The organism is Neobacillus niacini NBRC 15566 (genome assembly GCF_001591505.1).
GTDB classification, from domain to species: domain Bacteria; phylum Bacillota; class Bacilli; order Bacillales; family Cytobacillaceae; genus Neobacillus; species Neobacillus niacini.
On sequence record NZ_BCVA01000004.1, the window covers coordinates 217,470 to 231,111 of the forward strand.

Annotated in this window: 15 protein-coding genes; 14 read left to right on the forward strand and 1 reads right to left on the reverse strand. The window is 41.4% G+C overall.

Translation table 11 applies throughout. The features are described from left to right. Positions 1–1,167: an N-acetylglucosamine-6-phosphate deacetylase gene (gene nagA / locus BANA01_RS05740; RefSeq protein WP_235847070.1), complete on the reverse strand. Its 1,167-nt coding sequence runs from the start codon at positions 1,165–1,167 to the stop codon at positions 1–3. A 281-nt stretch (positions 1,168–1,448) separates the two neighbouring features. Between nagA and hprK the strand changes: the two genes are divergently transcribed. From hprK to BANA01_RS05810, 14 genes are all read left to right on the forward strand, one after another. Next, positions 1,449–2,381 (forward strand): HPr(Ser) kinase/phosphatase, encoded by a 933-nt coding sequence (hprK, locus tag BANA01_RS05745; protein ID WP_063252049.1) that lies wholly within the window; start codon positions 1,449–1,451, stop codon positions 2,379–2,381. Positions 2,382–2,402: 21 nt separating this feature from the next. After that, entirely contained in the window at positions 2,403–3,233 is an 831-nt protein-coding gene (gene lgt, locus BANA01_RS05750) for a prolipoprotein diacylglyceryl transferase (protein ID WP_063252050.1), read from the forward strand. A gap of 19 nt (positions 3,234–3,252) precedes the next feature. Beyond that, positions 3,253–4,206, forward strand: a complete 954-nt coding sequence (locus BANA01_RS05755) for a nucleoside recognition domain-containing protein (protein ID WP_063252051.1) — start codon at positions 3,253–3,255, stop codon at positions 4,204–4,206. Beyond that, positions 4,196–4,843 carry a pyrophosphatase PpaX gene (gene ppaX, locus BANA01_RS05760; protein ID WP_063252052.1) on the forward strand — a complete coding sequence of 216 codons (648 nt, stop codon included), beginning with the start codon at positions 4,196–4,198 and terminating at the stop codon, positions 4,841–4,843. Before BANA01_RS05755 ends, ppaX begins: the two co-directional genes overlap by 11 nt. A gap of 2 nt (positions 4,844–4,845) precedes the next feature. Further along, the gene (locus BANA01_RS05765; RefSeq protein WP_063252053.1) at positions 4,846–5,379 is read left to right on the forward strand and encodes an acyltransferase; all 534 of its coding nucleotides are present in this window, start codon (positions 4,846–4,848) and stop codon (positions 5,377–5,379) included. Positions 5,380–5,555: 176 nt separating this feature from the next. Next, on the forward strand, positions 5,556–6,719 hold the full coding sequence (locus BANA01_RS05770; RefSeq protein WP_063252054.1) for an ATP phosphoribosyltransferase regulatory subunit: 1,164 nt from the start codon (positions 5,556–5,558) through the stop codon (positions 6,717–6,719). Between the two features lies 1 nt (position 6,720). Further along, entirely contained in the window at positions 6,721–7,359 is a 639-nt protein-coding gene (hisG, locus tag BANA01_RS05775) for an ATP phosphoribosyltransferase (RefSeq protein ID WP_063252055.1), read from the forward strand. Continuing rightward, positions 7,360–8,631, forward strand: a complete 1,272-nt coding sequence (gene hisD, locus BANA01_RS05780) for a histidinol dehydrogenase (protein WP_063252056.1) — start codon at positions 7,360–7,362, stop codon at positions 8,629–8,631. A gap of 22 nt (positions 8,632–8,653) precedes the next feature. Continuing rightward, complete coding sequence (gene hisB / locus BANA01_RS05785; protein WP_063252057.1) at positions 8,654–9,241, forward strand: imidazoleglycerol-phosphate dehydratase HisB; 588 nt, start codon at positions 8,654–8,656, stop codon at positions 9,239–9,241. Further along, on the forward strand, positions 9,242–9,892 hold the full coding sequence (hisH, locus tag BANA01_RS05790) for an imidazole glycerol phosphate synthase subunit HisH (protein WP_063252058.1): 651 nt from the start codon (positions 9,242–9,244) through the stop codon (positions 9,890–9,892). Continuing rightward, on the forward strand, positions 9,864–10,586 hold the full coding sequence (gene hisA / locus BANA01_RS05795) for a 1-(5-phosphoribosyl)-5-[(5-phosphoribosylamino)methylideneamino]imidazole-4-carboxamide isomerase (protein WP_063252059.1): 723 nt from the start codon (positions 9,864–9,866) through the stop codon (positions 10,584–10,586). Before hisH ends, hisA begins: the two co-directional genes overlap by 29 nt. After that, positions 10,583–11,344: an imidazole glycerol phosphate synthase subunit HisF gene (hisF, locus tag BANA01_RS05800; protein WP_063252061.1), complete on the forward strand. Its 762-nt coding sequence runs from the start codon at positions 10,583–10,585 to the stop codon at positions 11,342–11,344. The genes hisA and hisF overlap by 4 nt, the downstream gene beginning before the upstream one ends. Beyond that, positions 11,341–11,958 (forward strand): bifunctional phosphoribosyl-AMP cyclohydrolase/phosphoribosyl-ATP diphosphatase HisIE, encoded by a 618-nt coding sequence (gene hisIE / locus BANA01_RS05805; RefSeq protein ID WP_063252062.1) that lies wholly within the window; start codon positions 11,341–11,343, stop codon positions 11,956–11,958. The genes hisF and hisIE overlap by 4 nt, the downstream gene beginning before the upstream one ends. 187 nt (positions 11,959–12,145) lie before the next feature. Next, the gene (locus tag BANA01_RS05810; protein ID WP_063252064.1) at positions 12,146–13,639 is read left to right on the forward strand and encodes a tetratricopeptide repeat protein; all 1,494 of its coding nucleotides are present in this window, start codon (positions 12,146–12,148) and stop codon (positions 13,637–13,639) included. The last annotated feature ends 3 nt before the right edge of the window (positions 13,640–13,642 follow it).

Here is a 13,642-nt window from a genome sequence, read left to right on the forward strand (position 1 = left end):
TCATAACCCCTTTTTATATGCTATTTCCCCTCGACAGAAGGTCATTTCAACTTGATACTCATTCGATAAGATGAGGATATCCGCATCTTTTCCAACCGAAATACTGCCTTTTCGATCATAAACGTTTAATTGTTTAGCAGGATTCATACTGGCCATTTGAACAGCCTCTGATAGTGTAATATCTGCTGCTTCCAGAATGTTTTTGATAGAATCATTCATTTTTAAAATACTGCCAGCTAGGGTACCGTCAGCAAGAAGTGCTTTTCCATTTGCGACAGATACATCTTGACCGCCAAGATCATAGACCCCGTTTTTAAGGCATTTAGCCCTCATAGCGTCTGTTATCAATATCATCCCATCTGTTCCTTTAGCATTGATAATAAGCTTCATTACTTCAGGGCGTACATGAATTCCGTCTGCAATCAGTTCAACCATTAGTTCTTTAAAAATAAGAGCAGACCCGGCGACTCCTGGTTCACGGTGGTGTATCCCGCGCATGCCATTAAACATGTGTGTGACTTGTTTGGCACCCGCTTGAACGGCTTTTTCCATTTCCTCATAAATCGCATCCGAGTGTCCGATAGAAGCAATCACACCAGTTTCGTTTAAATAGCGGACAAAGTTTGTCCCATTCTCTAATTCAGGAGCTACGGTTACCAATTTAATGCTGCCGTCTGCAAGTTGCTGCCATTTCTGAAATAGCTCAATATCTGGATCAATAATGTATTCCATTGGCTGTGCGCCTGCACGTTTTTTATTAATAAATGGTCCCTCTAAATGAACACCAAGGACATCCGCGATACCTGAGTGATTATGACCTTTTCGATAGTGTGCTGCATTTTTTAAGGCGTTTTCGATATTTTCATGTTTTTGGGTAATAGTGGTCGCTAAAAAGCTGGTGGTGCCTTCAGCAGGGAGTGCTTTAGCCATTGTTTGTAAAGCCTCGATTGTCGCATCCATCGTGTCTGCACCTGCAGCACCATGAATATGCACGTCTATAAAGCCTGGAACCACACTTTTGTCCTCAGGTACTTCTATTTTCTCAACTTTTTTTAGATGTGAGGGAAGTGAGTTAATAGGACCGATCTCTTGAATTTTTCCATCTTCTATAAAAACATAGATAGATTCTGCCACTTCATTTTCTAGTACTGCTTTACCATGAACCATTAATAGTAGGCTCAACATCTTCATCTCCATTTCAAAGTATGACCTCTATGGGGTTATTATAGCTCCAAGTGGAATAGTTGTCTATACCAGTTGTGTAACGTACTATTATTTATTTTTCCGATAAAAAAAGAATATATGAAAATGAATCGCCTTCTATTTGGTTATGAAAATAAATTAAATAGTGCTAAAATAAGAAGAAATTATATTAAATTTTTATCATGTTAACTGTAAAGCTGTTGCGCCAAGCGTGATTTTAGCTTTTCGGATAAGGAGGAAAACTTTTGCCAAAGGTACGTACAAAGGATATTTATGAAAGATTCCAACTGGAATTGATTAGCGGTGAAGAGGGAATTAATCGTCCGATTACGACAAGTGATATTTCGAGACCTGGAATTGAAATAGCAGGGTACTTTGAATATTACCCCGCAGAACGAATTCAACTAATAGGAAAAACAGAGCTTTCCTTCTTTGCAGAACTGCCAGAAAATGAACGTATCTCAAGGATGGAGCGTTTATGTACAGACATCACACCTGCGATTATCGTTACTAGAGGTTTGGATATACCCCAAGAACTCATTGAAGCCTCTGAGCGTGAATCTGTTCCAGTACTGCGTTCAAACATGAAAACGACTCGCTTTTCAAGTCGTCTTACGAACTTTTTAGAAAGTAAACTCGCACCAACAACAGCCGTTCATGGAGTGTTAGTCGATATCTATGGAATTGGTGTCTTAATTACTGGAAAAAGCGGAGTTGGTAAAAGTGAAACTGCATTGGAGCTTGTTAAACGCGGGCACCGGCTTGTGGCGGATGATTGTGTTGAAATTCGTCAAGAAGACCAAGATACGCTAGTTGGTACCTCACCAGATTTAATTGAGCATTTATTAGAAATTCGCGGACTAGGGATTATTAATGTCATGACTCTTTTTGGCGCGGGTGCTGTACGCAGCAATAAACGTATTACACTAGTCATTAACCTTGAAATCTGGGAAGCAGCTAAGCAATATGACCGCCTTGGCTTAGATGAAGAAAAGATGAAAATTATTGATACAGAAATTACGAAAATCACCGTTCCCGTTCGTCCAGGGCGAAACCTGGCTGTCATTATCGAAGTAGCTGCAATGAATTATCGCCTAAAAAGAATGGGAGTCAATGCAGCTCAGCAATTTACAGAACGTTTATCCGATGTCATTGAAGACGGAGACCACGAGGAATAATTTACAAAAAGGAGAAATCGTATGGAATCAACTATTCAGCCGCTCGATCCGATTGCATTCAGCTTAGGACCGATTCAAGTGCATTGGTATGGCCTTATTATAGGTTGCGGCCTTGCATTGGCACTGTTTCTAGCAATCCGGGAAGGAGATAAGAGAGGTCTCCCAAAAGATACGTTTGCCGATTTAATGCTTTGGGCGATCCCAATTGCCATCCTTTCTGCACGAATATATTACGTTATTTTTGAATGGGGCTATTATTCTCAGCACCCAAGTCAAATCATCCAAATTTGGAATGGCGGAATTGCGATCCATGGAGCGTTAATTGGCTCCGTCTTAACAACGTATGTTTTTGCTAAAAAACGCGGAATTTCTTTTTGGAAAATTGCCGATATTGCAGCACCTAGTATTATTTTAGGTCAAGCCATCGGCCGGTGGGGGAACTTTATGAATCAGGAAGCGCACGGAGGCGAAGTGACTAGAACTTTCCTCGAAAACCTCCAGCTGCCTGAGTTTATTATTAATCAAATGTATATAAATGGCGCTTACTATCATCCAACATTTTTATATGAATCCATTTGGAATATTGCAGGCTTTATTCTTTTACTATTACTCCGACGTGTGAACCTGCGCCGCGGTGAGCTATTCCTTTCTTATGTGATTTGGTATTCTATTGGGCGTTTCTTTATAGAAGGCTTACGAACAGATAGTTTAATGCTTGGAGGTCTTCGAATGGCACAAACCATTTCTATCGCATTGATTCTGGCTGCCGTGCTCATCCTGATTTACCGCAGAAAAAAGAATCTAGCCGAAGACAGATACTTAGACAAAAATAATCAAGCATTAACGCATTAAAGAAGGAGATTTTGGAGAAATGATTAACTCGATAAAAAAGGGATTTCGGGTGGGGATTAAGACAACATGGACCCTGGGGAAAATTATTTTTCCAGTAACCCTTATTGTAGCAGTGCTGCAGTATACACCTATCTTACCATGGGTGATTAAATTAATTGAGCCGATGATGAAGCTGTTAGGATTGTCAGGGGATGCGGCAATTCCACTAGTTTTGGGGAATTTCCTAAACCTCTATGCTGCTATTGGTGCGATTTTAACACTTGATTTAACGGTGAAGGAAGTTTTTATTTTAGCTGTTATGCTCTCTTTTTCTCATAATTTAATAGTTGAATCAGGCGTTGCCCTGAAGGTGGGTATAAAGCTTTGGCTTGTCCTGGTTACGCGGCTGGGACTTGCATTTACCTCTGCAATCGTCATTAACCTGGTTTGGCACGGAGGTAGTGAGACAGCTCAATACGGTCTTATCCAAGCAAACAGTGAGGAACATGTTTCAGGGATTGGTGCAATCATACTGGCAGCGATTGAAAAAGCGGGACTTGGGATTCTGCAGTTGGCATTGATTGTTATCCCGTTAATGATGGTCATTCAGATCTTAAAGGATTTGCAATGGCTGAAGAAATTTTCGCAAGGAATGTCACCGATTACTAGGAGTCTTGGAATGCATGAAAATACTTCTACTACTATGGCGGCAGGCTTATTGTTTGGACTTGCCTATGGTGCAGGAGTTGTCATCCAGGCAGTGGAGGAAGATGGAGTGAGTAAAAAGGATATAACACTCGCATTTCTTTTTCTGATGTCCTGCCACGCGGTAGTGGAGGATACGCTTATCTTTATTCCGCTGGGTATTCCGGTCTGGCCGCTCTTTTTAATCCGGCTGGGTGTAGCCATTATCTTAACTTTGATCGTTGGATTCATATGGAAACGGTCAGGCATCATGAGCAGAAAGGGAGCAGAACCAACATATGAAAAATAATATTACTACCATTTTATTTGATTTAGATGGAACGTTAATCGATACCAATGAGCTAATTATTTCTACTTATTTACACACACTTGAAAAATATTATCCAGGTAAATATCAGCGAGAAGATGTCCTCCCATTTTTAGGTCCAACCCTTCATGAGGTTTTTGAGAATATGGACCCTGAGCGTGTTGAGGAAATGATCTTAGAATACCGCACTTACAATTTAGCTAATCATGATTTACTTGTAAAAGAATTTGTCGGTGTGATGGAAACCATTGAGACATTAAAGAAAAAAGGGTATAAACTGGCCATCGTGACAACGAAACGTGAGGATGTAGCATTTAAAGGGCTTCGCTTGATGAAACTTGATTCGTTTTTTGATGTCATGATTGCTTATGATCATGTGAAAAAAGTGAAGCCAGACCCCGAACCAATCTTTTTGGCACTTGAAAAGTTAGATTCAAAGCCAGAAGAAACTTTAATGGTAGGGGATAATTTTCACGATGTGCTTGCCGGGAAAAATGCAGGTACGAAAACAGCAGGTGTTTCTTGGACAATTAAGGGAAGAGATTACCTGGCAAAATTTGAACCAGATTACATGTTAGAGAACATGACGGATTTATTAACGATTCTTGGCGAGGATTAAAAATGAGGAATACGACCCGCTACCCTGTTGAAGGGGCTAACTCCTTGTGGCATGTTTATAAAACCGTTCCTTTCTGGAAGGTGGTCAAGAATTTCATTGTCATCCAATTGGCGCGTTATACTCCATTTTTAGGAATGAAAAATTGGCTTTACCGTACCTTTTTGGGACTTAAGGTCGGTGAGCAAACATCCTTCGCGTTAATGGTCATGCTCGATGTAATGTTTCCTGAAAAAATCAGTGTCGGACGGAACACAGTCATTGGCTATAACACAACGATTCTGGCTCATGAATATTTGATTAAAGAATATCGTCTTGGTCCTGTTGATATTGGCAGTGAAGTGATGATAGGTGCGAATTCAACCATTCTTCCTGGGGTAACGATTGGTGACGGAGCCATCGTTTCAGCTGGAACACTCGTTCATAAAGATGTTCCAGCTGGTGCATTTGTCGGGGGGAATCCTATGCGGGTCATCTATTCAAAAGAAGAGCTTGAAAAACGTTGGGCCGAAGACCCAATTTATAGTAAAAATAAATAAGGAAATAATAGAAGCTGGGTTGTTGTACCTGGCTTTTTTTTACATACTAAAGGGGAATCATGACAAAAACCTCGGAATTATCAGTTTTCAGTTGACGAGAATTTCCCAAAAGGGTAAACTTTAATTTATTAGCATATTAGCGAACTAAAGGATTCTGAAAATAAAGGATGATTGAAATGAGCCGTTTATTTATGTTTGAAAAGCCTTTAGGCATGAGAGATACGCTTCCCGAACTCTATGAAAAAAAGCACCGTGTACGTACTTTGATGGAAGACGCCATCAAACAGTGGGGATATCAATTTATTGACACACCTACTTTAGAATACTATGAAACCGTTGGAACAGCCTCCGCGATCCTTGACTCGGAGCTTTTCAAATTACTTGATAAAGACGGGCATACCCTCGTACTAAGGCCCGATATGACATCGCCGATTGCTCGGGTAGCAGCTTCACGACTGTTAGAAAATGATCTTCCTCTTCGTTTAGCTTATGCCGGAAATGTGTACCGTGCGCAGCAGCGAGAAGGCGGCAGACCCGCCGAGTTTGAACAAATTGGTGTGGAATATATAAATGATGATACTGTTTCAAGCGATGGCGAGGTAATCGCTTTGCTCGTCTCCTCGTTAAAAAAAGCAGGGTTGAATCAATTTCAAGTTTCAGTAGGGCATATTGGCTTTGCACAAGAATTATTTAAACAAATCTTAGGAACGAATGGACGTGCCAATGCGCTCAGACGCTTTTTATATGAAAAGAACTTTGTAGGTTATCGTGAACAAGTAAACTCATATTCACTTTCCTCCATTGATAAAAAAAGACTGCTGCAGCTGCTGGAATTAAGAGGCGGCGAGGAGATAATTGGAAAAGCTCTTGATATAGTTGAAGATGGCTATGGAAAAGAATCGCTTATCCAGCTCAAGGAACTGTGGGATGTGATCAAGGATTATGGTCTTGAGGACTACGTGAAATTTGATTTTACGATTGTCAGCCATATGAGCTATTATTCGGGGATTTTATTTGAGGCCTATGCTGGCAATGTCGGATTTCCGATTGGAAACGGCGGCCGTTACGGTTTGATCGAGAAGTTTGGAAAAAAAGCCAGTGCCACTGGTTTTGCCGTTAGACTCGATAAACTTTTAGAGGCTATGGGCTCACAAGAGATCAGCAATACGGTAGAGTGTATCCTTTTCAGCCAGGAACGTCGAAAGGAAGCCTTTCAATTGGCTGAAACCATGAAGGCAGAAGGAAAGCAAACCGTTCTGCAAGACATTAATGGCGTGAAGAATCTAGACGCTTTTACAAAGAAGTTTGCAAATACCACCTTTTTAATTGGGGGTGCTTAATATGAATGCAAAATTAACCATTGCAATGCCAAAAGGAAGAATTTTTGAAGAAGCTTTAGAGTTACTACGTAAAGCAGGTTATACACTGCCACCTGAATTCGATGATTCGCGAAAATTAATCCTCGATGTTGAGGCAGAAGACATGCGTTTCATCCTGGCAAAGCCTATGGATGTGGCTACATACGTGGAGCATGGTGTGGCAGATGTCGGTATTGCTGGTAAGGACGTATTACTGGAAGAAGAACGAGATGTATACGAATTGCTTGATTTACAAATCAGTGCCTGCTATTTGGCAGTTGCCGGCCTGCCTGGAACAGCGATGAACGATGTGGCGCCAAAAGTGGCAACAAAATATCCTAATGTCGCTGCAGCTTATTTCCGCGAACAAGGTGAGCAGGTTGAGATCATTAAATTAAATGGTTCAATCGAGCTTGCACCTCTAATTGGATTAGCGGATAGAATCGTTGACATTGTTTCTACCGGGAGAACGCTGGTTGAAAATGGGCTTGTTGAATATGAAAGAATTAAAGATGTTACATCCAGGCTCATCGTTAATCCTGTTAGTTACCGGATTAAAGACGAACGTATAAACGAATTAGTGACTAGGTTAAGCACTGTTGTCTCCTTGGAGGTAAAGTAGATGAAAATTGTAAAAGTAAACGACCTTGTATCGATCAAACGTTCTATTGAATCGGGGACAACGGAACAGTTAGAGGTAGTTAAAAATATTATTTCGGACATTCGGTCCTCAGGCGACAAAGCGCTACGCGATTATACGGAAGAATTCGACCGAGTTAAGTTAAATTCATTTGTAGTTACTGAAGATGAAATAAACGAAGCATATGGGAAAGTGGATTCTGAGTTTATTTCTATTGTTCGAGAAGCGGCTGAGAATATTAGAAGTTTTCATGAAAAACAATTGCGTCCTTCATGGATGACCACAGAAGAAAATGGCAGTATGCTCGGCCAAAAAATTACACCGCTTGATTCTGTAGGCGTTTATGTCCCTGGAGGAACAGCAGCCTATCCCTCTTCCGTACTTATGAATGTCATCCCAGCAAAAGTGGCTGGAGTTAACAGAATTGTGATGGTCTCACCACCAAACACCGAGGGGAAACTTCCCGCTGCAGTACTAGTTGCTGCAAGAGAAGCTGGAGTGAAGGAAATTTATAAAGTAGGCGGAGCACAGGCGATTGGTGCCTTAGCCTATGGAACAGAGTCAATCGCAGCTGTTGATAAAATTACTGGACCAGGCAATATCTTTGTGGCATTAGCTAAGCGAGAGGTGTTTGGCGATGTTGATATCGATATGATAGCAGGACCAAGTGAAATAGCCATTATTGCCGATGACACTGCCAGGGCGGATGAAGTCGCTGCAGACTTGTTATCACAGGCAGAACACGACCCGCGTGCTTGCAGTGTCCTTGTTACTCCTTCGGTCACATTAGCAGAAGAGGTGGCTGTCGAAGTTGAAAAACAACTGGCTTTATTGCCGCGAAAAGAAATTGCCTCCCGGTCGATTGCTGATTTTGGTGTGATTTATGTGACTTCTTCTATTGAGGAAGCGGTAGAAACGGTAAATCAGCTAGCGCCTGAACACCTTGAAATCTTGATCGAGAATGGTATCGAGCTGCTTGGGAAAATTCGACACGCTGGTGCTATTTTTATTGGTCGTTATAGTTCAGAGCCAGTAGGTGATTATTTTGCCGGACCTAATCATGTCCTGCCAACCAATGGGACTGCTCGATTTTCAAGTCCCTTAAATGTAGATGATTTTCAAAAGAAATCAAGTGTGATTATCTACAGTGAAAAAGCTTTAAAAGAGAATGGAGAAAAGATCGCTAAATTTGCCCGTATGGAAGGTCTTGAAGCCCATGCGCGTGCAGTTGAATTAAGGCTAAAAAATCAATAATTATTTGCTAGGGGGCCCTTCCATGGAAAGATACGCAAGTATTGAACGAAAAACAAATGAAACGCAAATCAGTTTATCACTAGATATTGATGGCGAAGGAAAGTCTGAACTCGAAACAGGGGTTCCATTCATGAGCCACATGCTTGACTTATTCACGAAACATGGACAATTTAACCTTACCGTGGATGCAAAAGGGGATATTGAGGTAGACGATCATCATACTACTGAGGATATCGGAATTGTTTTAGGACAGGCATTGCGTGAAGCTCTTGGTGATAAAAGAGGAATTAAACGCTATGGAAATGCCTTTGTTCCGATGGACGAAGCTTTAGCACAAGTAGTTGTCGACTTAAGTAATCGGCCGCATCTTGAAATGAGGGCAGAGTTCCCGAATGCTAAGGTGGGTACGTTTGATACGGAGCTCGTTCATGAATTTTTATGGAAGCTTGCCCTTGAGGCGCGCATGAATCTTCATGTCATTGTTCATTATGGACACAATACGCATCATATGATTGAGGCTGTTTTTAAAGCACTTGGCCGTGCGCTTGACGAAGCTACAACCATAGACCCTCGCATAAAAGGAGTTCCGTCAACGAAAGGGATGTTATAGATGATTGGTATTGTCGATTATGGTATGGGCAATTTGTTTAGCGTCAGTAAAGCCCTTGAACGATTGAATGCAGATTATTTTATATCAGGTGATAAAGAGGAGCTTCTGGGTGCAGATGCCTTATTGCTTCCGGGTGTCGGCTCTTTTCGCGATGCAATGGAAGTATTACAGGTTGATACGATAAAAGAATTTGCGGCCAGCGGGAAACCCCTCCTTGGGATATGCCTGGGTATGCAGCTATTGTTTGAAGATAGTGATGAAAATGGTTTTACGAAAGGGCTCGGCTTACTGCCCGGTCATGTACGACGTTTTTCTGGTTCGAATGCTGCTGGAGAGACATATAAGGTTCCTCATATGGGATGGAATAAACTTGAATTTGTAAAAACTTCTCCTTTGATAAAAGGGTTAGAAGAAGATTATGTTTATTTTGTTCATTCTTACTATGTAAGTGCAGAAAAATCAGAAGTACTGCTGGCAAAAGCCAATTATTATGAAGGGGTTTCTGCTGTAGTTGGTAAAGATAATATATTTGGGATGCAATTTCATCCTGAAAAAAGCAGCAAGCTGGGAATGGCACTGTTGAATAATTTTTTGAAATTGGTTGAAGAGAGGATACGGTACGATGACACTGACACTTTATCCAGCGATTGATATGCGCGGCGGGAATTGCGTACGCCTCCTCCAAGGGGATTATGATAAGGAAACGATTTATGGCGATTCACCTTTTGATATGGCCAAAACTTTTGCGGCAGATGGCGCAGAATGGATTCATATGGTAGATCTGGACGGGGCAAAGGATGGCAAACGGGTCAATGATCGCTTTGTAATAGAAGCAGCTAAGCAGCTAAATGTAAATGTCCAAATTGGCGGCGGGATTCGTTCTGAGGCTGACATCCTTCATTATTTAGAAAATGGCATTACACGCGTGATTATCGGTAGTATCGCTGTTTCAAATCCTGAGTTTGCGATTGAGATGATTCAGAAGTATGGCAAGCAAATTGTTGTGGGGATTGATGCGAAAAATGGCTATGTAGCTACCCATGGCTGGCTGAATACTTCAGAGGTAAAAGCAGTGGAACTGAGCAAACGCTTTGCTGACGCCGGTGCGGAGACGTTTATTTTTACCGATATTGCTACCGATGGTACATTATCTGGACCAAATATAGCTGCTGTTTGTGAAATGTCACGGGTAACAGGAAAAAATGTTATTGCCTCTGGTGGAGTTAGCAGCTTAGCTGATTTGCGTGCTCTCAATGCAGAAGGGGTTAGAGGAGCTATTGTAGGAAAAGCTCTTTATGAAAACCGTTTTACTTTGAAGGAAGCGCTAGATGAGGTGAAAAAATGACCCTGACGAAACGAATCATCCCTTGTCTTGACGTAAAAGAAGGAAGAGTCGTAAAAGGAATTCAGTTTGTTCAACTTCGGGATGCGGGAGACCCTGTAGAATTGGCTCGTTTTTATGACGAACAAGGAGCGGATGAGCTCGTCTTCCTTGATATTTCTGCGTCTGTTGAAGGACGAAAAACCATGGTTGAAGTGGTTAAGTCTGTTGCTTCGGAGCTCGCCATTCCTTTTACGGTTGGCGGCGGGATTAATTCTTTAGAGGATATGAAACGAATTCTCCGTGCTGGAGCCGACAAGGTATCATTAAATACAGCAGCAGTATTGAATCCTGAACTTATTTCTGAGGGAGCAGGTTTTTTTGGAACACAATGCATCGTAGTCGCGATTGATGCGAAGTATGACGAAGAGCTAGGAACATGGCGTGTTTATACGCATGGCGGCAGAACGCCAACGGATCGTAAGGTAATTGAGTGGGCAAAAGAAGCAGCTGAGTTAGGAGCAGGTGAAATTTTGCTGACAAGTATGGATAGCGACGGCGAAAAAAATGGCTTTGATTTAAAGCTGACTGCAGCGGTAAGTGAAGCCGTGACGATTCCGGTAATTGCTTCAGGCGGTGCAGGAAACGCCAGTCATTTTGAGGAAGCATTGGTAAATGGAAAAGCCGATGCGGCGCTTGCAGCTTCCATTTTTCACTATAAAGAAACTTCCGTTCATGAAGTAAAAAGTTATTTGCAAGAGAGAGGAGTGTCGGTGCGATGAATATTCGTTTTGATGAAAAAGGGCTAGTACCTGCCATCGTCCAGGATGCAGAAACAAAAGAGGTATTAACATTAGCTTATATGAATCAGGAATCTCTGACAAAAACGCTGGAAACCGGCGAAACATGGTTTTACAGCCGTTCACGTCAGGAGCTTTGGCATAAAGGTGCAACAAGTGGAAACACTCAGTCTGTTGTTAGCGTCAAATATGACTGTGACCAGGATGCAGTTCTTGTGCTCGTTCAGCCTAAGGGACCTGCCTGCCATACGGGAGCTGTCAGCTGCTTCTCTGAGGGTGTTGTTACAGAAAGGGCTTCCTCTAGTCTTGCAGACTACCAGATCTTGCAGTCATTAGAAAAGTTGATTATTGAACGAGAAAAAGAGCGCCCAGAAGGAGCTTATACTACCTATCTATTTGAAAAAGGCGTAGATAAGATCCTGAAAAAAGTCGGTGAAGAGGCCTCAGAAGTCATCATCGCCGCGAAAAACCGCGACAAAGAAGAACTCAAATGGGAAGCCGCCGACCTCCTCTACCACCTGCAAGTATTACTGGTCGAACAAGACTTGCCGTTTACTGAAGTACTAAAAACCCTAGAAGAAAGACACAACCGATAAACGATAAACAAATGGTGCAAATCACTTCGGTGCCTGTCACCAAATATACAAAAAACGCTGTTTATGCAGCGTTTTTTGTATATTTGGAATATCTTCCAATGTGTTTGAATCGGTTCTAATGCTTCTCGTACGGGCTTTGGTTGTGGTATACTACATAAGTTAGTTTATTGTATAGATGGAGGTCTCCATGGTTAAAGACTCGAAAGCAAGAATTCAAAAGGGAAAGATCCTGTCATTTGTTCCGACTGGAGAATATTATTTCACGAAGGGTATTAAGGCATACCATCGCCGTGACTTTAAAAAAGCTAAAAAATATCTTGAGCGGGCGATGCAGCTGGAGCCGGGTGAACCGATGATTACCTGTCAGCTTGCTATAGTTTCAACAGAACTTGGTGAGTTCGAAAATTCTAATCGACTCTTGCATTTAATCCTTGAAGATCTTGATGAAGATATGGCAGAATGTCACTATTTTTTAGCAAATAATTATGCCCATATGGGTTTCTTTAAAGATGCATATCATCATGCCAATATGTATTTAGAATTGGACCCAAACGGGGATTTTTATGAAGATACTCACGACCTTCTAGAACTTCTGTCGTTCGAGGCGGAGGGATTAGAAGATGAGCTTTATGAACAGGATGATCTTATCATAAAGCAAGAGCAGGCTCGAGATTTATTGGAATCAGGTTATTTTCCGAAAGCCATCGAACTATTGAATGATGTTGTGGAAGCATATCCGGAGTACTGGTCAGCCTATAATAACTTAGCTCTTGCATATTTTTATTTAGGTAAAACAAAAAAAGCAGAATCCATTCTTGATGATGTGTTAGAAAGAAATCCTGGAAATCTGCATGCATTGTGTAATCGGCTAGTGTTTGCCCATTACCAAGGTAAAATCAAAGCTGTCTCACCTTTAATGGATTCACTAAAGAAAATTCAGCCTATGCTCATTGACCATCAATTTAAGCTTGGGGCAACCTTTGCGTTAATTGGTGAGTTTGAGTCAGCATACTTTTGGCTAAAAAAGCTTTATAAAAACGGTTTTGATGGTGACGGTCCTTTTTATTATTGGCTATCCTACTCGGCTTATTATACAGGCCGTGAAAACTTTGCGAGAAACATTTGGAAAGTTGTCCTTGAGTATACCCCTGATAAGGAAGGGTTTGAACCGTGGAATTTGGAAAAGCCGATTGCAAATGGATTTGAAAATCACTCAGGGTCAATTTTTCAAAAGTTAGAAAGTGATTATCTGGAGGAACGATTATTTGCCTTATTCCTTGCCTCGGTTTCAGGGAAAGTCGAAGAGATCTTTACATCTAAACGTTTTTACCAAAATCAAAAGCTTTCTATTATGGAACAAAATTATGTCTCTTCTCTAAAAACAGGCACTCCTTCTGCTATTCTAGACGCTAAGGAAATTGCCGAGGTCCTTTATGAAAAGCATCAACCAATCGGAACGGTTGAGTCAGGTTTATATTTAATGTGGTTTTCTGTTTTTGTAGAATTGTCTAAGGCTGGGATTAACTTGAATAACAAACGAGCTTGGGCAGGTGCAATGGAATATGTCTGGTATAAGGCAAGCAATGAAAAGGTCTCACAGCAAGAAATTGCGAAACGCTACGATATCTCACCAGCCACCATTGGTAAATATGTGAAAATAGTAACTCAACATCTAAATTAATGT